At 60.4% G+C, this 20648-nt stretch carries 13 protein-coding genes, 2 rRNA genes and 1 riboswitch (1 of these 16 cut by a window edge); of the genes, 5 read left to right on the plus strand and 10 right to left on the minus strand.

What is annotated here, in order from left to right; genetic code table 11:
• Nucleotides 1-26: 26 nt before the first annotated feature.
• From A0W34_RS19515 to A0W34_RS19525, 3 genes are all read right to left on the minus strand, one after another.
• The gene (locus A0W34_RS19515; RefSeq protein WP_156888933.1) at nucleotides 27-2765 is read right to left on the minus strand and encodes a vWA domain-containing protein; all 2739 of its coding nucleotides are present in this window, start codon (nucleotides 2763-2765) and stop codon (nucleotides 27-29) included.
• The gene (locus tag A0W34_RS19520; protein ID WP_156888934.1) at nucleotides 2762-3316 is read right to left on the minus strand and encodes a hypothetical protein; all 555 of its coding nucleotides are present in this window, start codon (nucleotides 3314-3316) and stop codon (nucleotides 2762-2764) included. Before A0W34_RS19520 ends, A0W34_RS19515 begins: the two co-directional genes overlap by 4 nt.
• Before the next feature lie 360 nt (nucleotides 3317-3676).
• Complete coding sequence (locus tag A0W34_RS19525) at nucleotides 3677-3910, minus strand: hypothetical protein (protein ID WP_024488025.1); 234 nt, start codon at nucleotides 3908-3910, stop codon at nucleotides 3677-3679.
• Between the two features lie 280 nt (nucleotides 3911-4190).
• Between A0W34_RS19525 and A0W34_RS19530 the strand changes: the two genes are divergently transcribed.
• The gene (locus tag A0W34_RS19530) at nucleotides 4191-5684 is read left to right on the plus strand and encodes a stealth family protein (RefSeq protein WP_198035714.1); all 1494 of its coding nucleotides are present in this window, start codon (nucleotides 4191-4193) and stop codon (nucleotides 5682-5684) included.
• A 51-nt stretch (nucleotides 5685-5735) separates the two neighbouring features.
• Here A0W34_RS19530 and A0W34_RS19535 read toward each other — a convergent pair whose 3' ends face one another.
• The 3 genes from A0W34_RS19535 to A0W34_RS19545 form a co-directional block, all read right to left on the minus strand.
• Nucleotides 5736-7103: an NtaA/DmoA family FMN-dependent monooxygenase gene (locus A0W34_RS19535; RefSeq protein WP_007729254.1), complete on the minus strand. Its 1368-nt coding sequence runs from the start codon at nucleotides 7101-7103 to the stop codon at nucleotides 5736-5738.
• 20 nt (nucleotides 7104-7123) lie between these two features.
• Entirely contained in the window at nucleotides 7124-8470 is a 1347-nt protein-coding gene (locus A0W34_RS19540; RefSeq protein ID WP_156888935.1) for an LLM class flavin-dependent oxidoreductase, read from the minus strand.
• A riboswitch (SAM riboswitch) is annotated at nucleotides 8453-8566 on the minus strand. It overlaps the preceding gene by 18 nt.
• 78 nt (nucleotides 8567-8644) lie before the next feature.
• The gene (locus A0W34_RS19545) at nucleotides 8645-9550 is read right to left on the minus strand and encodes a phosphodiesterase (protein WP_081558138.1); all 906 of its coding nucleotides are present in this window, start codon (nucleotides 9548-9550) and stop codon (nucleotides 8645-8647) included.
• 339 nt (nucleotides 9551-9889) lie between these two features.
• Between A0W34_RS19545 and A0W34_RS19550 the strand changes: the two genes are divergently transcribed.
• Entirely contained in the window at nucleotides 9890-11263 is a 1374-nt protein-coding gene (locus A0W34_RS19550; protein ID WP_003940669.1) for a dicarboxylate/amino acid:cation symporter, read from the plus strand.
• A gap of 172 nt (nucleotides 11264-11435) precedes the next feature.
• Entirely contained in the window at nucleotides 11436-11795 is a 360-nt protein-coding gene (locus A0W34_RS19555; protein WP_003940648.1) for an excalibur calcium-binding domain-containing protein, read from the plus strand.
• 52 nt (nucleotides 11796-11847) lie between these two features.
• Here A0W34_RS19555 and A0W34_RS19560 read toward each other — a convergent pair whose 3' ends face one another.
• The gene (locus tag A0W34_RS19560) at nucleotides 11848-12966 is read right to left on the minus strand and encodes an alpha/beta hydrolase (RefSeq protein WP_081558139.1); all 1119 of its coding nucleotides are present in this window, start codon (nucleotides 12964-12966) and stop codon (nucleotides 11848-11850) included.
• Nucleotides 12967-13077: 111 nt separating this feature from the next.
• Here A0W34_RS19560 and A0W34_RS19565 point away from each other — a divergent pair, with 111 nt between their 5' ends.
• Complete coding sequence (locus A0W34_RS19565; protein WP_081558140.1) at nucleotides 13078-16260, plus strand: DEAD/DEAH box helicase; 3183 nt, start codon at nucleotides 13078-13080, stop codon at nucleotides 16258-16260.
• Nucleotides 16261-16373: 113 nt separating this feature from the next.
• Complete coding sequence (locus A0W34_RS19570) at nucleotides 16374-16949, plus strand: TerD family protein (RefSeq protein ID WP_003940660.1); 576 nt, start codon at nucleotides 16374-16376, stop codon at nucleotides 16947-16949.
• A gap of 81 nt (nucleotides 16950-17030) precedes the next feature.
• On the opposite strand, the gene A0W34_RS19575 is transcribed toward A0W34_RS19570, so the two are convergent.
• The 3 genes from A0W34_RS19575 to A0W34_RS19585 all read right to left on the minus strand — a co-directional run.
• On the minus strand, nucleotides 17031-18320 hold the full coding sequence (locus A0W34_RS19575) for a plasmid pRiA4b ORF-3 family protein (protein ID WP_228232745.1): 1290 nt from the start codon (nucleotides 18318-18320) through the stop codon (nucleotides 17031-17033).
• A 531-nt stretch (nucleotides 18321-18851) separates the two neighbouring features.
• Nucleotides 18852-18968: ribosomal RNA gene (gene rrf, locus A0W34_RS19580) — 5S ribosomal RNA — on the minus strand.
• 153 nt (nucleotides 18969-19121) lie between these two features.
• A 23S ribosomal RNA gene (locus A0W34_RS19585) occupies nucleotides 19122-20648 on the minus strand; it runs 1609 nt beyond the window's last position.

Genomic DNA, 20648 nt, shown 5'->3' on the forward strand with positions numbered 1-20648 from the left:
TCTCGAAATGATGATGCTGAACGTCATTACCTGACACGCCCATCCGGTGGCGCGAAAGGGTCGAACCCGCTCGGTGGCGCGAAAGGATCGGGAGCATCCGTGATCCTCGTGGCCGTATCGCCGCTTGTTCCACCGCCTTGTGCTCCGGAAGGCCCACCGAATGGGTCGCCCCGTCGGGAATATTGCTGCTCGGATGCAGCACCCGGCGATTCTCCGTCGGAGCCCGATCCTTCACCGAACTGAGTCCGCAAGTGTGTGACCGCCGCTGGAACACTCCGCCTGGCGTCCTCGATCAAGGCGTCCACACGAGCCGAATCGGAATCAGTGCCTACAAGCAAGAGGAGCACCGCCGCCTCAGCGGGACCTGAAGGATCGTGGAAGACAACCCAAGTGTTGTGAACCGCCAAGGGAAGTCGTCCGTCTCCTTGTCGATCGGTGGCGGGCAGAACGCTCGACGCGCCACGCATTCCCGGCACGGACGCACTCACGTACCCGGCACCTATTGGCGACCATCCAATCCGCGTCCGCAACTGAACCCCGTCGGCGTCCAGAACCCGTGCGGACTTGTGCATTCCACGCACCGATTCCACCAAATCGCGTTCATCCAACTCGAAAGGACGCCCCGCGCGAAGGATGGACCCTTCGCGGACTTCGATCGGAATCTGACGGGCCTTGAGTCCCACTGCCGGAATCTTTGCGGTCATCCACTTCGCCCCGTACAAAAACACCAACGGGATACCCGGCCCGAGCAGCAACGCTAAAACAAGAGTCACCCAGAAGCGTGCGGAATCGACAGGCTTCTGTACGTCCGCGCTGAATTGAACCGGAACCGTGATCTCGCGGTCGCTCTCGCCCTCAGGTGAAACCATCAGCGAAAGTGTTCCACTGACAGTGCCGTTAACCGCGTTCTCGATCGACAGGGAGACCGGCAGTCCCGCGTCGGATTCGGCGCAATCCGATCGCACATCACCGTTCGCACCAACCACAGTGAATGTTCCGATACCGTCTGGCACGCCGGTGAGCGCCACAGGGGTACCTGGATCGAAACGAACGCAGCCTGGCCCTGTCACACTGATCGTGCGATCGAAGCTCCCGGCACCCTCCAGCGTGCCGAAATCGATACGCGCTGGCACCGACGGATATCCTATAGGTGGAGCGATCTGAAGCGGAATGTCGACTGACTGAGGCGTCAGCTCAGTGCCGGGCTCGACACCGCCGTCAGCCCGCGTCGCGTCTGCCGTAGTCACATTCAATGTGAGCCGCAAGATCGAACTACCGGCAGGCACCTCTGAAAGGTCCAGCTCTACCGAGTCTCCAATTCGATCTTTGAGGAGCGGCTCAGCGACTTCATGCGTCTGACCTGCTGAATCAATAATCGCGACAGACAAGAGCGCTTTGCCGAGGAGAGTCGCGGGGTCAATCGGCTTGCGATCGGCCCCCACGACACCAAGTTCGACAGCACTCGTCTTCTCCCCTGAATGAACTGCCGTCGTTTTTTGCCCGAGCCAAGCGGGATACAGGTTTCCGGAGATGTGGATGTTCGACTTCGAACGAGCTTGCAACGCTTCTCCGGTCGGATCCACGAACGCCAGAGCCCACACTCCCTGCCACTGAACCGAATCGGCGTCAGACATCGCAAAGGAGATCGAGTTAGGAGATTCCCATCGGTATTCGACCTCGACCCCGCCGAGACGACCACGGCCGTCCTCCCCAATGGCCGTCAGAGGCAGCGGCAACTTCTCACTATTCGGCGCTACCAGGGTCGGAACCAGTCCAACCGCGTCAGTGAAACCTAGAACGTTAACCGCGCTGATCGATCGGTCGAGAACAAACCTGTGCTTGCCTTCCTCGCAAACTTCACGCGAACAGACACCGCTTTCCTGTGAAAGCGGTGCTTGGCCCGGTGTACTCAAGGTGTCGAAGGCAAAAAGAAGATCGTCGATGTTCTCCGCGAGAAAGAACTCTCCAGGCGATGGAGCCTGAACCCTGCCGCACGTTGCGCTATCCGGAGCCAAACCTGCGGTGATCGATCGCATGAGGTCGAAATCCTGGGCTACGGAAGTTCCCGCGGCAAGGCCGATTCCGAATACCTTGACACCAACACTACGAAGCTGGTCGGCTATACCAGCGGGGCGACAAATCGACTCAGTCGCCGCCGCGATCACTTGGTTCACTCCGATACCCGAATTCAGAGACGCCCCCGGTGCATACGGCTTGCTCTCGTCGCGCTCCGAAAAATCGAGCTTTCCGTCAGAGAACCACGCCACGGCTTGGCAACGGTTGGAACCATCCGAGGTACGCGGGCGGTCGGCGAGCGTTCCTCGCGCGCCCTCCAAGGCGTTCCAGTAGTCCGTGTCGATGCCCTGGTTTCGATTCCGAAACGAATCCACGGACTTTTGCAATTCAGGGAGCGAACCGGCGTTCAGTGGCGTCCATGACGATTGGAGGTTGTACTCACTGGAAAATCCTGCGATTGCGACATTGAGATCGACTGCTGCGGTGGAACCGAATGCGGTCAGCCGATCCAGGAGAAAGTTAGCGGCACTTACTCGCGCAGCTTCGGGATCGGAAGCCTGCAAACTCGACGATTCGTCGATCAGGAGGAGCAGGTCGCCGGTTTGCTGGGATGCAAGGCAGGAACCGAAGTCCCCCACCGCCGAATCTGAACCGTCGGACGGCAGCGCCGATGCAGCACCAGTCCCGGTCACGAAATTGAGGGCGAGTAACCCGAAAACCAACAGCGCACCGGTGCGCACTTTACTCACAGCCGTCCAATCCAATCTGCGATATTCCATGCACTGATCAAAACGCCGGCACAGGAAATGACGAGTACAGCGCGGACCACCCATGGGATCCACACCGGTTGTGAGTAGAACGCACTCGCTCGTGCACGGGTATCACGCACTGTGAATGCTGCGAGAACGCCTATCGCGACAATGCCGCTGAGAGTCCAGGCAACGACGGCCAAAGTCCCCGATGCGAAGGAGCAGAGCGCAATGACAACGCCGACCACCGCCACAAAGCCCGCAGCGCTCAACCAAACGACCGGCGGGGTCACGGCACGAACGGTTGCCGGTCCGACGTCAGAACCGAAAGGTCCCGGACCACTACTCGAATATTGTGGACTCAAGCCTGACTGCGCAAACTCCGAGGGCGCCAACTCCGAGGGCGCGAAGCCTCGGTGATTGCCCGGATCTTGATCGAACGCCCCCGAAAATCTGGTGAAATCGGCCGAATCAGGCTCTCGCCGAGTCCCCGAATCTGTTTCCGGGCGCGAATAGTCACTGAAGTCGAACGGGTCGGGTGAACTCGCCAACGAAGCACTCCTTGCAATGAATGATTGAAACGGGTCTTCCAAAACTGGAGGGCTTTCGAAACAACAGGTCGTCCAGACCGCCTACGGCACTCGGTCTCCCACATAGTCTCACTACGTGCGTCAGAAAGTGATCACCGCTGGACGACCGATGGCAGTTGCACGAGGACATATCACCACATGTGTCGGACATATTTCGCGCCGACCCGCAAAAGGGAGGAAGTTCGCGTCGACAATCATCGCAACAAGTAGTACTAAAGTATGATTCTCGATCGATTCAGTAACAGTAGAGGATAAGCACAACACTCATCCGCCGATTCCTTTCACCTATTTTCATGCGATTCTCGCCCCGACGAGTTGGTGTCAGTCTTCTTCGCCGGTGATCGCCTCACACCAGTCTTCGACCTGATCGATCCCCTCTTCCGTCCATTCCGGGCTCATGTCTTCCAGTGCATCGAAGACCACCTCGCAGGTCAGCATCTCTGGTGAACCCTCCGACCCCGCCGTCTCGGCGCCTTCAGCAGAAGCTGTGGCAACTGGGCCGGCGGCCAGCGCAACAGCCATCGCGCCTGTTCCGACCATCGCTTTCACACGCATCGGTTCTCCTCCTTCACTCTCGCTTCGGTCCTCGGGGTACCCGACTCGCCCCGCCCTACCCATCGCCGTCACTCATGTCCGACTTTCGGCGCCGACGGCATAGACTGAGCTCGTCGCCACCACGCTCTCGCAGCGTCGGGGGCGACAGATACACAGCTGGATCAGAATCGGAAGGCATCCCATTACAGAATCTCCCGCTCCGCACGACATCTACTTCGTACCCCCGGAGCAGGACAGCCCCAATCCCGTGGAACCGGCGTCGGCCGCGTCACGCGCACGGATGGGCGAGCTACCCGAGACCGTCCGATTCAAGAATCGTTTTGCCCTCGCGATCACGACCACCACGCCGCTCGAAGCGATGGTCGAAGATCTCCTCTTCATCCGCGACATCCTCGACGCCGCAGGAATCGAGTATCTGCTCGTCCGCGGAAACGACGAGCGCCCGGTCATCGCGATCAGCTGGACGGAACGCAAGAACCTGCGGCAGGCACTTGTCGAGGGATGCGCCAACGCACCCTTCTATTCCAAAACCGTCGACGCGAAGAAGAGTCCAGCGCTCCTTGTCGCGGACGGCGCCCTGTCGAAAACCAACAAGTCACGGATCTTCCGCTTGTTCCGTCCGAGGGTTCACGTCGCAAGCGGTATGAACTACGGCGCGAACATCGGCGTTCAAATCGAATTGTGGTCGATTTCCGACGAAGAAATCGTCCTACCCGTCGAGAACTCACTGACACGACGAACCGTCCTCCCTGAAGAAGCGGTCCGAGGAACCGTCGAGCGATTCGGCCGGATCTGGCCGACCATCGAGAACATGTTCGCCGATCATGCCTCCGATATCAGCTTCGATATCGATCTTGTCTTTTCCTGGGTCGACGGTTCTTCCAAAGAGTTTCAGGCTCAGCGCGCCAAGCGCATGCAGAACTACATCGTCGGCGAGGGCGACGAATCAGAAGCGCGCTTCCGTCAGATCGACGAGCTCAAATACGCGCTTCGATCCATCCACATGTACGCGCCGTGGATCCGGCGGATCTTCGTCGCAACCGATTCCGATCGTCCGGACTGGCTTGCCGACGATCCGCGAGTCACGTTCATGCCCAGCGAAAAATTCTTCGCCGATCCAAGTGTGTTGCCCACCCACAATTCTCAAGCTGTCGAGTGCCAGCTGCACCATATTCCGGGTCTGGCAGAGCATTTCCTCTACTCCAATGACGACATGTTCTTCGGTCGCCCCGTCGGCCCGGACATGTTCTTCTCCCCCGGTGGGATCAGCATGTTCATCGAGGCCGATACCAGAATCGGATTGGGACACAACGACAACGACCGCAGCGGGTTCGAGAATGCGGCCCGCGTCAACCGCCGGCTACTCCAGGACCGCTTCGGTCTGATGACCACCAGGCATCTCGAGCACGCAGCGACGCCACTACGCAAAAGCGTGATGGCCGAGATGGAACGCGAGTTCGCCGAAGACTTCGCGGCCACTGCAGCAAGCACCTTCCGCGCGAGTTCCAATATCTCGGTGACCAATTCGCTGTACCACTACTACACGCTCATGAGCGGACGGTCGGTGGTACAGAAGTCCGCAGCCGTCAAATACGTCGATACGACGGTCAAAGCCGGGTTGCGCGACATGGACTCACTGCTCGCCAAGCGCTCCATGGATTTCTTCTGCCTCAACGACGGCAGCGCTCCGGAGATCGATCTGGAACTTCGCACACGCAAGATCACGGAGTTTCTGGAGAGCTACTACCCCATCCCGGCGCCCTGGGAAGCCTAGACAAAACAAGGGCCCAGCCGATTTCGGCTGGGCCCTTGCTACTTCGGTCGATCAGCGTGCTGTCACATGCTCCCGCTGCACCGGAATGGGCAGACCGAGATTGTCACGCAACGTCGTTCCTTCGTAGTCACTGCGGAGAACACCTCGATCCTGCAGCAGCGGCACCACGTCGTCGACGAACTCGTCGAGGCCGGTCGGCACAAGGTGCGACCCGAGGATGAACCCATCCGAACCGTCGTTGCTGACAAACGAATCTATTTTCTCGGCAACCTGCTGCGGTGTACCGACGATCGGTCCACGCTCGAACTGATCGATCACCACTTCGCGCAGATTCAACTTCTTGCTCTCGGCTACCGCGCGCAGTTTTGCGACGGTCGCGAAACGATCTTGGTGAATGAAGGCGCGGCCCTGGATGATCGGCGGAGCCTCGGGATCCGGAGCGATATCGGGTAGTGGTCCTTCGGGGTCGTACTTCGACAGATCGAGATTCCAGATCTGTTCGAGCAGAACCAAAGCGGTCTGGCCGGTGACCTGCTGGTCGCGAATCTCTCGGTACTTCTCGATCGCATCTGCCTCCGAGGTGCCGAGAACAAAACTCGCCGACGGCAGGATCTTGATGTCACCCGGGTCACGTCCGGCCGCGACGGCACGTGCTTTGATATCGCGATAGAAATCGGCCGCCTCGGGCAACTGACCGTACGGTGAGAAGATCGCGTCGGCATTGCCGGCAGCAAAATCGCGCCCCTGCGGCGACACCCCGGCCTGCAGAATAACCGGGCGCCCTTGCGGGCTACGCGGCACTGTGAATCGGCCGTTCACGTCGAAATGCGATCCATGAAAAGCGAATTCACCGGCATCCGGTCGCGCGAGAAAGCGCCCTGATGCCTTGTCGGCCACGATGTCGTCGCTTCGCCACGAATCCCACAGTTCACGCACCAGCGCTACGGTCTCCTCCGCACGCTCGTATCGTTGCGCGCGGTCGAGGTATCCGCCGCGGCGAAAGTTCTGGCCGGTGAATGCGTCGAACGAGGTGACGACGTTCCAGGCGGCACGCCCTCCGGACAACTGATCGAGCGTCGCGAATTGGCGGGCCAGTTCGTACGGCTCGTTGAACGTGGCATTGATGGTGCCGGCCAATCCGAGGTGTTCGGTTACCGCCGCCAACGATGCAAGGACCGTGAAGGTGTCCGGCCTACCGATGATGTCTTGGTCGAAAATCTGTCCCGCACGCTCACGAAGGGCGAGGCCTTCGGCGAGGAAGAAGAAGTCGAACTTCCCACGCTCGGCGGTTCGAGCGGTGTGCTCGAAAGAATCGAACTCTATCTGGCTGCCCGCCTGCGGATCCCACCACGCAGTGTGATGGTTGACGCCGCCGAGGTAGGCACCCAGGATGACCTGCTTACGCTTCTGAGAACTCATGAGAATCTATTCCTCGTCTGTCAGGCGGCCGGAGTACCGGCGGCGTAGCGGTTGGGAACGTCGATGGGTAGACCAAGGAGTCCGCGAAGATTCGTCTGCGGATATTCGGTGCGGAATACGCTGCGTCGCTGCAGTTCAGGCACCAGCTCACCGGCGATGGCGTCGAGGTCGTCTACGAGGACGCCCGGCCGCAACCGGAAGCCGTCGATTCCCAACTGCTGCCACCGGAGCAGGAGATCCGCCAACTCCGCAGCAGAGCCGGTGAAGGTCAGCGCGTCCGAACGGTATTCGGCGCCGGCCTGCGCGTCGAGACGAGCGAGCCGTTCCTTTCCGGTTTCTTCCGGCGTATCGAAGAAGACGACGATGTCGGTGAAGACCCGAAGAGGTTCGCCGGTGCGCTGCACGTGTTCTTCGGCTGCTCGCACTTCACCCAGGATTGCCGTGACCTGCTCGTCGTCGAACGGCGTCACGAACACCAGATCGGCCGTCCGCGCCGCCAGTTCGTACGCGACCCGCTGATGTGCCAACGCGGTAACGACGGGATGCCCCTGCGGCGGGCGCGGAGTCACCGACGGTCCACGGACCGAGAGGTACTTTCCCTCGAAGTCGATGTAGTGCAACTTGTCTCGGTCGATGAACCGGCGCTGCTCCACGTCGCGGATCTCGGCGCCGTCCTCCCAGCTGTCCCAGAGTCGCCGGATTACGTCAGCCGCCTCCGCAGCTTCGTCGAACAGGTCGCGCACGAAGTCCGGGAGGACGCCTGAAACGATCGACTGACGGTCGGCATCGGTGAGCGCGGGGATGTCGCGACGCCCGAACTGTGCTGCCTCGGATTCCGACACCGAAACCTTCACCTGCCATCCGGCGCGACCGCGCGAGGTGTAATCCAGCGTGGCAACGGCTTTGGACACGTGGAACGGCTCGGTGTGAATGGTGGTGATGGTCGGGATCAATCCGATGTTGCTCGTGATCGGTGCCAGTCGGGCGGCCACGAGATGTGCGTCGAGCCGAGCGCGCACCCTGTCAACCGCGTCGTCGACGGGCGCGAGTGGGTCCGCAGGAACCGAGAGACTGTCCTCGATGGTGACGAAATCGAGCAGACCACGCTCGGCGGTCGTCACCACGTCAGTCCAATACGACGCGCTGAACAGCTCACTCGGGCGCGAGTGCGGCTCTCGCCAGGCTGCAGGGTGCCAACCGGCACCGTCCAGCGCTACGGCGAGATGCAACGGAGCAAGATGAGAGGAGGGGGTGGAGGTCATCGGCGCATACTCCTGTTCGAGAACTACTCGGGAGCGCACAGTGCCGACCGCAGAAACCGTCAGCACCCGACTGACGGTTCTCGTGGCGACTGCCGCTTGCGACACGCACCGCGCGTATCGCCAGGTGTGATTCCGGGGCACCCCATCGGCATGAAGGGTTGCCGTCCAGCTAGCCGGTCCTTGTTGCTGGAGCTCTGCACCTACCTCGACGGTAGTGAGTACGCGACCGCCCGGCAATCACCCAGAACTGCGCGTGGGTGTCGGAAACCGCCTGCCACCTCAGATGATCGAGCGTGCCGCCTTTTCGCTCTCGAGGATTCGAATGCCGGCAGCACTGAGCCTCCGGGCACCCTCGGCCGCGTCGACGGGCTCACCGACCGTCACGTGCGCACCGAGTGGAACGACCGAATGAACAATTGTCTCGTCGTACACGTGCACCAGGTTGCACCCCTGAGCCCCGTCACGACCACGCTGACCACCGACTTCCACGTTCAAGTCCTGGGTGTAACACGTCGACGACGCCACGGAAACCGGAATGCCGGCGAACGTCGCCGTCGTCGAATAGTGCAGATGCCCAGCAAGAATCGCCCGGACGTCGCTGCCACGCAAGACGTCTGCCAACCGGGACTGATCGCGCAACTCCACCAGAACCGCGAGATCCTGAATGCACGGAACCGGCGGATGATGCAGCGCCAGAATTGTTCCGTCGGGCGCGGGCACCGCCAATTCTGCGCGTAGCCAATCCAATTGACGATCCGAGATCTCACCGTAGTGATGACCGGGAACCGACGAATCCAGGGTGATCACCCGCAGTCCGTCAAGGTCGTAGACGTTGTCGACGGGATGATCGGTGGCGTCCTCGCCCAACAGCAGAGATCTGAAAGTAGAGCGGTCGTCGTGGTTGCCCATCGCCCAGATGACCTGCGCATCGATCTCGGCCGCCACGGGTTCCACGATGGCTTTCAATTCCGCGTATGCGTCGGGGTGTCCCTGGTCGGTCAGGTCGCCGGTGAATATCAGTGCATCCGGGCGTGCGCCCGAGGCCACGATCCCGCTGAGCACTTCCCGCAATCTCGTCGACGCATCCACGGCGTCGTACAACTCCCCCTGAGCCACCAGATGCGTGTCACTGAGGTGCACCAGGAAATGCTTCGGACGCGGGTACTCGGCATTCCGAACGCTCATCGGTCTCTCGCTTCCGCTTGCCGACGCTTAGGCGCCGGTGCGGCACCTACTGATCGTCGAGACTAGTCAACCGACCAACAGTGACTGATCGGGGCACGCCCGACGAACACGAAGCGAACTCCCGCGGCGACCCTCGGGATCGAGTAGTTGAAGCTGCGAGTAGTGTGTGGACAGTGTTGTTCCTGACCAGTCGGCGTTACGTCGACCTTCGCCTGCAGGCGAGCGCAATGTGTACGCGCTCGCTCTGACCTGACGCGTACCAGGAAACATTTCTTCGAATCTGCCCGGCCTCTGGTGCCGCGCTGCGTTTCGCTCCCTTGATTTTCGAAAGGCATAGTCATGCCCAGCTCCACCTCCACCGGCGTGCCGGAAAAGTCCACGTCCCGTTTTCCGTCCTGGGCGACGGCATTCGGACCGCAGATCGTCGCCGGTCTCGTACTCGGTGTCATCATCGGTCTCGTCGCCCGGGCAATGCCTGATGCGGCCGACGGCAATGTCAACTGGTTGGTCGGCACCGTGCAGACCATCGGTTCGAGTTACGTCAAGCTGCTCACCGTTGCGGTGATCCCGCTGGTGTTCACCGCCATTGTCAGCTCCATCGCCAATCTGCGCCAGGTCGCCAACGCCGCTCGTCTGGCCGTGCAGACCTTGCTCTGGTTCGCGATCACCGCTTTCATCGCTGTGATCATCGGCATCATCGTCGGCCTGATCACCGATCCCGGTTCACGGACCGACGTCGCCGCCGAAGCCGCGAAGGAACCCAAGAGTTCCGGCTCGTGGTGGGCGTTCATCACCGGACTGGTTCCGAACAACTTCCTGGGGTTGGGTGCAAAGACTTCCGTCGCCGAAGGCGTGGCGACTACATCGCTGAGCTTCAACGTCCTGCAACTGCTCGTCATCGCCGGCGCAATCGGCATTGCTGCACTCAAGATCGGTCCCAAGGCTGCTCCGTTCCTCGAGTTCAACGCATCGCTTCTCGCGATCGTCCAGAAGGTCCTGTGGTGGATCATCCGACTCGCCCCGATCGGCACCGCTGCGCTGATCGCCAACGCTGTCGCCACCTACGGCTGGGATGCAATCGGCTCGCTGGGCGTCTTCACCGCCGCCATCTACATCGGTCTGGCCATTGTCTTCTTCGTGGTCTACCCCATCCTGATTGCCGCACACGGTCTCTCGGTTCGAAGCTTCTTCTCCGGTGTCTGGCCCGCAACTCAGCTCGGGTTCGTCTCGCGCTCGTCGATCGGCACCCTGCCGCTGACCGAACGCGTCACCGAACGCAACCTCGGTGTTCCGCGTGAGTACGCCTCGTTCGCCGTTCCGCTCGGTGCCACCACGAAGATGGACGGTTGCGCCGCAATCTATCCCGCGATCGCGGCAATCTTCGTCGCCGGCTTCTACGACGTTCCGCTGACCTTCACCGATTACCTGCTGATCGTCGTCGTTTCGGTCATCGGCTCGGCAGCAACGGCCGGAACTACGGGTGCGACAGTCATGCTCACACTCACACTCTCCACCCTGGGTCTTCCCTTGGCCGGCGTCGGACTGCTCCTCGCAGTCGAACCGATCGTCGACATGGGCCGCACCGCAGTCAACGTCACTGGCCAGGCACTGGTCCCGGTCATCGTCGCAAAGCGTGAGGGAATCCTCGACAAGGAGCGCTTCGACGCTCCCCGCAACGGTGATCCCTTCGCCGAGGAACTTGTCGACGCGTAATCCTCGATGACAACAGCAGCTTCCCCGCACCTGAGCAATACGGTGCGGGGACGCTGCTTTTCACCCCAGATTTCACCCTTACCGAAATAAACCATTTGGTCGTTATGACCAGTATGCTCAGCCGGCACAGCCCTCAGAAGTGGAAGGGCTGCCCAGTTGAACACGAGGTCACATGAAGCTCCGCCGTCTGGCATTCAGCGTCGCAGGTTGCGCCGCAATCACTCTGGTTGCCGCACCCGCCGCTCAGGCATCCACGGTTTTCGATTTCCTACCGATCGAGATCGCACGCATGATTCCGACTGGCTCTGCCGACGCAGTCCAGCCGTTCCTTCCCCCGGTCTTCGCACCGCCGGCGCCGCCCGCTCCGCAAGCGCCCCAGAACCAGCCGGCGCCGCAGAACACTCCCGCACCAGCGCGGTACTACCAGAACTGCACAGCCGTTCGTAATGCCGGCGCAGCTCCGTTGTACCGGGGCCAGAACGGATACGCCCCGCATCTCGACCGGGACAACGACGGCATCGCCTGCGAGTGATCCAACGCTCGGGTTGTGGTGCATCCACAACCCGAGCACTGTTGTCGAACCGTCAGACGCCCAATGCCCGGGACAGAGTCGGCCACGCCTTCGGCAGTCGTTCACGCCAATACGCCCACGCGTGCGTGCCGTTCGGCTCGTAATCCACCTGCGCCGGAATCTTCAGCTCCTGCAACCGAGCGTCGAACATCTTGGTGCAGGCGTGGGCGGCAACCTCGATGCCGCCGCCGATCACCAGACGCTCGAGCAGTTCAGGAGTCTGCAGCGTCTCGTCAGATCCGGGACGACCGTTTGCAGTCGACACGTAGATTTCCTTGCCACGCAACTTCTCTGCGTTGATCAACGAATCGTGTGCCTCCCACTCCGGTCCCCCTGGCACACCCCAGATGTTGGCCGGATCTCCGCTTCGAGACGATATCGTGGCCTGGACGGCAGTTCGGCCGAGCGGATCCATCGTGGAATAGCAGCCGCTGAATACGGCAACGCCGCGGTACATGTCCGGAAAGCGTTGGGCGAGCATCATTGCGCCCATCGCGCCCATGGAATTGCCGGCAATCGCGTTGATTCCGTTGGTCTCGAGTCGCGCGTCGATCAGCGGTGGCAACTCCTCGGTGATGAAGGTTTCCCACTTGTGCAGTCCCAGCCGCGGATCCGGATTCTCCCAGTCCGAGTACAGGCTCGCGATTCCGCCATTGAGCATCACGACGTTGACGTTCTTGTCGGCGAAGAACGCCGGGGCGCCGCCGATCGTCATCCATCCGCTGCTTTTCTCTCCGGCGTCGACACCCTCGAGCATGTACAGCGCTGGGCGCGGAACCGAATTGTCAGCGGGTAGCAAGATCTCGACGCCGACCTCGCGTCGAAGTGCAGGCGACGCCACCATCAGCCTGACAGCCTGCGGTGCGGTCACCTTCTCGCCGACGATGGCCGGGACGACGATGTCGTCGCGCAGCTCCGGCTTGGGGCCCGGATCCTCCTGAAGCGGTCCTGGGATCGTCGACCCCGAACTCACGCTGCCCTCGACGCTGCCCAGACTTCCCGAGCTTCCCGAGCTCCCGGAACTCGGCGCTGCCGTCGACAGTCCGCCCAACTGCAAAGAAAGTGCACAGACGGCCAAACACACCGCACCTGTGCGCGCAGATCGGATCCACGCACGCCGCTCAGTCCTCATGAAACTCCCAAACCAGTCAAAGATGTTTCCGTGAACATACCGTGCAGTTCGGACTTTCTTGGACAAACGACCACGACAAGATCTGTCGGTCACCGCTACTAGGCTGGCCCCGTGCAACCGGATTCAGTCAGGGCCCTCGACCTCGACCGAATTCGCGCTGTCGTGGGCACAACCACCTACGAACGCGGACTTACCTACCTGCGGCAGAATGCAGTCGAATCCATCGCATGGAACGACACCGCTGACACCTTGACCGGCGCTGTATCGGGAACTGCGCGAGAGCCGTACACCTGCACGATTTCGGTAAGTCGCAGCGCGGCCGGTAAAGCAACGTTCACGCGTGGCCTCTGCACGTGTCCCGTGCGGATGAACTGCAAGCACGTAGTCGCGTTGGTGCTCGCAGCGGTGGCCGAGGCGAACAAGACTCCACAACACCTCGGATGGGACAGCGCGCTCGAGGAGTTGCTCCGACCAGACCCCGACGGCCGCACAACTCCCGGACTCGGCATTCAATTCATCGCGCGAACCAAAGGCGCATCGACACGGCTCCTCGTCAAACCAGTGCAACCAGGAGCGAGAGGGTGGATCTCCGGCGGACTCGCCTGGAACAAACTCGGAAGCACTTTTCAGTTCCCTGCCGACCACATCCGGGTTCTACGCGACATTCATCTCCTCCACAGCGCCGGCAACCATTACCGAAATCAGAATGCAGCGGAGATCGATCTTGCCGGGTTTCCGAGCCCGCAACTCTGGTCGCTTCTTGATGAGGCGATCAGCGTCGGCGTTTCACTCGTTCACTCGAAGGCCGGCCTCGGCAACATCTCCCTACTCGACGACGCCAACATCTGCCTCGACGTCCACGGAGCGGAAGACAACAACCTCCGTCTCACTCCCCGAATTCAGACCGATGGGCACATCATCACCCATTCCGACTGGGGACTTGTCGGTACACCGGCACATGGTGTCTTCGCGCTCGACGCCGCCAACGCGATCACGCTCGCACCGCTGCACACGCCGGTCACCCACCAATTGAGGCAGTTGATCGACTCCGGAAAGTCAGTCGACATACCCGCCGAGCATCGAGATGCGTTCACTTCGCGGTTCGTGTTCAAACTCGGAAGCCTCGCTCCCGTCCTATCTTCCGACGGTGCTTACAACCCACCGACTGTGTCCGGTCCTCGGCTACAACTGATGGCCACTTACGAAGGCGACCACCGCATCGACATCGAGTCGGCATGGAAGTACACCGTCGATGCCGACGAACTGATCATTTCTACCGCCGATGCAACCACCGACGAGTCCGAGGTCCGCAATCACGCTGCCGAAGATGCCATCACCAACAGCCTCGGCGCGGCCGCGGCGAAGGCCACTCTCGCGGGAACTTTGACCGGCCTCGATTCCATGCAGTTCACACTCGACCTCCTGCCCCAACTCGAAGCGCACGACGCCATCGACCTCAAGGTTGCAGGAACCCCTGCCGACTACCGGCCTGCAGACGACGCTGTCGTGATCGGCCTCAGCACATCAGCCCCCGACGGGGACAGCGGATCCGACTGGTTCGACCTCGATGTCACCGTCGATGTTGCGGGACAAAGCGTTCCGTTCACAACACTGTTCTCTGCTCTGAGCAAGGGCGAGATTCACATACTGCTACCGGACGGCGCCTACTTTCGGCTCGACGCACCTGAACTACTCGGCCTGCACCGTCTCATCACCGAAGCGCGGTCGCTACTCGATCGGCCTACCGGCAAACTCGGGATCAGCAAATTTCAGGCCGGACTGTGGGAAGAATTGACGGCGCTCGGAAGAGTCGAACATCAAGCAGCAGCATGGAAGAAGCAGATCGCAGGATTGCTCGGCAGTTCGGGCATCGATCCGGTCGAAGTCCCGGACACGTTGACGGCAACGCTACGTCCCTATCAGGTCGACGGATTCCGTTGGCTCAATTTCTTGCGCCAGCACAGCCTGGGCGGCATACTCGCCGACGACATGGGCCTGGGCAAGACACTGCAGACCCTCGCAATGATCTGCGCTGCAAGGCAATCGAATCCAGCCGCGCCTCCCTTTCTGATCGTCGCTCCCACCAGCGTGGTCTCCAACTGGAAGTCCGAAGTGGCGAAGTTCGCACCGACCCTCCACACCGCTGTCATCACGGATACTCTGCGGCGCAGAAGAACCGACCTGGCAACACTCGTCGACGGGGCGGATATCGTCGTGACGTCGTACGCTCTCTTTCGCCTCGACACCGATGCGTATTCCGCCGGCCGCTGGTCCGGACTGGTGCTCGACGAAGCCCAATTCGCCAAGAACCACAAGTCCAAGGTCCACCAGTGCGCGAGGGCGGTGAACGCACCGTTCAAACTCGCGATCACCGGTACACCCATGGAAAACAATCTCATGGAGTTGTGGTCGCTCCTCGCAATCACTGCACCAGGACTGTTTCCCAGCCCCACGACCTTCACCGACGTCTACCGCACTCCCATCGAAAAAGACGGTAATGCAGAACGATTGGCGCAACTGCGACGACGCGTCAAACCGCTGATGGTGCGGCGCACCAAGGAACAGGTGGCTGCAGACTTGCCGCCCAAGCAGGAGCAGGTACTCGAGATCGAGTTGCATCCGAGCCATCGCGCGATCTACGACACCCACCTGCAACGCGAACGGCAGAAGATTCTCGGACTGCTCGACGACGTCGACAAGAACCGATTCACGATCCTGCAATCGCTGACGCTGCTACGCCAACTCAGTCTCGACGTCTCGCTGGTCGACGAGGAAAGCGGACCCGTCCCATCGGCCAAGGTCGACGCTCTCGTCGAGCAATTGGACGACGTCATTGCCGGCGGACACCGTGCGTTGATCTTCAGCCAATTCACCGGGTTCCTCGGTTCTGTCCGCAACCGACTCGACGAGGAAAGAATTCCGTACAGCTATCTCGACGGTTCGACGCGCAATCGCGGTGAAGTGTTGGAGGAGTTCAAGTCTGGTGCAGTCCCCGTCTTCCTGATCAGCCTCAAGGCTGGTGGCTTCGGCCTCAATCTCACCGAGGCCGACTACTGCTTCATTCTCGACCCCTGGTGGAACCCGGCCGCCGAGGCACAAGCGGTCGACCGTACTCACCGCATCGGGCAGACACGAAACGTCATGGTCTACCGCCTCATTGCCAAAGACACCATCGAAGAGAAGGTCATGGCGCTCAAAGCCAAGAAGTCGGCATTGTTCTCGAATGTCATGGACGCCGAAGGCACACTGGGCACCGGACTCGACGCCGAGGATCTTCGCGCGCTGTTCGAGTGAGGTGCCTATTCGGTCGAACCGCACCTACCCGCTCACGGTAATGTGAGTCGCGAACGGACAACACAGAACTCCCGAACGAAGAAATCCACTTCGTTCGAACGAGAGGAACCTGAATGGGCGTCACACTTGCCAAGGGCGGCAACGTATCTCTGTCGAAGGCCGCACCCAATCTGACCAAGGTCGCAGTCGGTCTCGGCTGGGATGCACGCAGCACCAGTGGTGCCGACTTCGACCTCGACGCCAGCGCGTTGGTCACCGGCCCGGAACGCAAGGTCCTTTCCGACCTTCACTTCGTCTTCTACAACAACCTTCGCTCGCCCGACGGATCCATCGAGCACACCGGCGACAACCTCACCGGTGAAGGTGACGGCGACGACGAGGTCATCAACGTCGACCTCCCGGCTGTACCGCCCAACGTCACCAACATCTTCTTCCCCGTCTCGATTCACGACGCCGATGCGCGACTCCAGTCCTTCGGACAGGTCACCAACGCCTACATCCGCGTCGTAGATCTGTCGAACGGCTCCGAACTGGCACGCTACGACCTCTCCGAAGATGCATCCACCGAGACAGCCATGCTTTTCGGTGAGCTCTACCGCCACAATGGCGAATGGAAGTTCCGTGCAGTCGGACAGGGATACGCATCGGGACTGGCCGGAATCGCCCGCGACTACGGCGTGAACATCTGATCTCTATCGGTACACGAAACGGGGTTCGATTCGGCATTGCCGGATCGAACCCCGTTTCGGTTGTCTGCGTCGACGCGCGAGTTAACGCCGCAGGATCGCCCTCGCGAGGTGAACAGCCCAGGGCGAGTCCGCTTTGCTGCCGAACTTCCCCAGCTCGTACCCCGTAGCGCCGATCAATCCGAGCACCTCTACGGTGCTCCCGGACGTGTCACGTCTGGAAGTCTGAGCTCCAGCCATCAGGATGCTCGACGACCGAATCGACTCCAGCGCTCCCGCGACGAAACGATGACGATCCGCCGGGGACATGCCGGCGGCTACGGCAAGGAGGACGAGGAGTTCCACCGCTCTCTGCGAGCCGCCGGGCGCAACCGGAACTCCCTCGACGATCACCGACCACGTCATTGACGCGTCCCGCTCTGCCGACTGTCCCCGCTTCGTCAGAACAATCTGCCCTTTGTGCTTTCGCACCAGGCCGAACTTCTTGAGCACTGCGAAGAGTGATCGCCCTTGTGGAAGGTTTACAGGTCCCAGTTCAGGTTCGTCGAGCATCGCGTCGACCGTCGTGAAGAAATCATCGGCACCGATCCCTTCGACACCGATCAGAGCCAGAACCGCTTGAATGCGTTGGCCCGCCTCGACGTGGACCAACTCCCCGATTGCCGACTGATCGTCAATGCCTGCTCGGGCGAGGACCGCATGCAGTTCCGGGACTCGCGAGGGTCCCAGGCATTCGACGAGCTTCGCAATGTCGTACGACGCAGCGATCTCGTCCGGTCTAGGACTATGCAGTCGATTATTGACCTCAGCGATCTCGAATCGTGTCGGCTCGAAATCAGTTTGTGGCCATTCGAGGGTCCATTCATGGGAGCGCAGCTTCTCCGAAGCGAGAACACCGAGGAGCTGCTCGTACTCGTCAGGTCCGACGCATTCCTCCGGCGGACAAGCACCGCGACCCGCGGCACACACAACTTGGAACCCTTCGGGCAGTACTTCGGAAGATTCAAGTGTCAGCGTGTGGCGCCAGTTCCCGAAGCGTCCGTAGCGATAACTGATTTCATCGCCAGGCGAGACCATGACCTCGTCCAGGCGTACCGCAGACTCTACGATCGCCGCTCGGCCGGCCCGACGCTGCTCTGCGTTGCTCCCGGAAGCTACGTACTCTTCGACCTCGCCGGGAAATCGGCTGCCGGACTTGGACCACGCGTGCGATTGACGGTCACTCCACCCCATTGCCCGTTGAACCACCGAATGCAGGTCATCCAGATTCAGATCCGACGCGACGAGGATTCGTCGCCAGATCTGAGTGGAAACATTGTCGACACTGATACGTATCGCGTATTGCGCCGGTACCGCGCGCCTCTTCGAACGCAACGATCGCGCAATCTGAATGCCCCCACGCCCTCCGCCAGCTTCTAGTACAAACCTTTGCAGTTCTTCAGGTTCCGTCGGAACGAGTCGCAAATGCGACACCCTCGAGCTGCTCAACCCCACCATGAGACTCAGCCTAGGCCAAAGTGCTAGGGACGAAGGCACAAAATCGGAGAGTACTTCGGACTTATGAGACGGTTCACAATCTATACCTTGGCTAACAAGTCGCTACGTGCATCGGCGGCGGCATCTTCCTCGCCCAATTCCTGCCCTGATAGTGAACGTACCGTTCCCCTCGTCTAAGAGGGTGAGCGTGTCGTTCACTCGATCCCGGATGGGGTGGTGAGTCGGCGGCGTGCCCGCCCCTGATGGTGCGAACGGTACGTTCGGTCGATCTGAGGCGACGAACGTACCGTTCACTCGAAGTCGGGGGTGCCGGCGGCGGTGCTTTCGGGTGATGGTGGTGGTGGTGGGGTGTTTTGGGTACGAGAAAGCCCCCCAACCAGTACTGGTTGGGGGGCTTCTCTAATGTGTGTTCGGCGGTGTCCTACTCTCCCACACCCTGTCGAGTGCAGTACCATCGGCGCTGAAGGGCTTAGCTTCCGGGTTCGGAATGGGACCGGGCGTTTCCCCTTCGCTATGACCGCCGTAACTCTATGAAACTGTCACAGTAACCTTCTTCTGATCACCTGGTTTCACCACCCGTCAACACCAGTTTCTGGTGTTGGGGGATGGAGAAAACAGGGTTTCTCATCAGTATCTGTGTGTTGTTTCAGATACCGCACAGTGGACGCGTAGCTTCTTTGTGGTAAGTCCTCGGCCTATTAGTACCAGTCACCTGCATGCATTACTGCACTTCCAGTTCTGGCCTATCAACCCGGTGGTCTGCCGGGGGCCTTACCCCCTCGAGGGGGTGAGAAACCTCATCTTGGAACAGGCTTCCCGCTTAGATGCTTTCAGCGGTTATCCCTTCCGAACGTAGCTAACCAGCGGTGCTCCTGGCGGAACAACTGGCACACCAGAGGTTCGTCCGTCCCGGTCCTCTCGTACTAGGGACAGCCTTCCTCAAGTTTCTAACGCGCGCGGCGGATAGAGACCGAACTGTCTCACGACGTTCTAAACCCAGCTCGCGTGCCGCTTTAATGGGCGAACAGCCCAACCCTTGGGACCTACTCCAGCCCCAGGATGCGACGAGCCGACATCGAGGTGCCAAACCATCCCGTCGATATGGACTCTTGGGGAAGATCAGCCTGTTATCCCCGGGGTACCTTTTATCCGTTGAGCGACACCGCTTCCACTTGCCGGTGCCGGATCACTAGTCCCGACTTTCGTCCCTGCTCGACCTGTCAGTCTCACAGTCAAGCTCCCTTGTGCACTTGCACTCGACACCTGATTGCCAACCAGGCTGAGGGAACCTTTGGGCGCCTCCGTTACATTTTGGGAGGCAACCGCCCCAGTTAAACTACCCACCAGGCACTGTCCCTGAACCAGATCATGGTCCGAGGTTAGAGGTCCAATTCGATCAGAGTGGTATTTCAACAACGACTCCACGATAACTGGCGTCACCGTTTCACAGTCTCCCACCTATCCTACACAAACCGAACCGAACACCAATACCAAGCTGTAGTGAAGGTCCCGGGGTCTTTTCGTCCTGCCGCGCGTAACGAGCATCTTTACTCGTAATGCAATTTCGCCGAGTCTACGGTTGAGACAGCTGAGAAGTCGTTACGCCATTCGTGCAGGTCGGAACTTACCCGACAAGGAATTTCGCTACCTTAGGATGGTTATAGTTACCACCGCCGTTTACTGGGGCTTAAATTCTCAGCTTCGCTCCTAAAAGGAACTAACCGGTCCTCTTAACCTTCCAGCACCGGGCAGGCGTCAGTCCGTATACATCGTCTTACGACTTCGCACGGACCTGTGTTTTTAGTAAACAGTCGCTTCTCACTGGTCTCTGCGGCCCCACCCAGCTCAGACAGTAAATGTCGTCACCAGACAGGGCCCCCCTTCTCCCGAAGTTACGGGGGCATTTTGCCGAGTTCCTTAACCATAGTTATCTCGATCGCCTTAGTATTCTCTACCTGACCACCTGTGTCGGTTTGGGGTACGGGCCGTGTGAAAGCTCGCTAGAGGCTTTTCTCGGCAGCATAGGATCACTGAATTCGCCTCAATCGGCTACGCATCACGTCTCAGGCTATGTGCGACCCGGATTTGCCTAGGTCACGCCCTACACGCTTACACCAGTATTACCACTGACTGGCTCAGCTACCTTCCTGCGTCACCCCATCGCTTGGCTACTACCAGATCAGGTCCCATGCATCCACCAACTCG

Origin of the sequence: Rhodococcus sp. BH4 (genome assembly GCF_002079265.1) — a bacterium.
Classification (GTDB): domain Bacteria; phylum Actinomycetota; class Actinomycetes; order Mycobacteriales; family Mycobacteriaceae; genus Rhodococcus_F; species Rhodococcus_F qingshengii.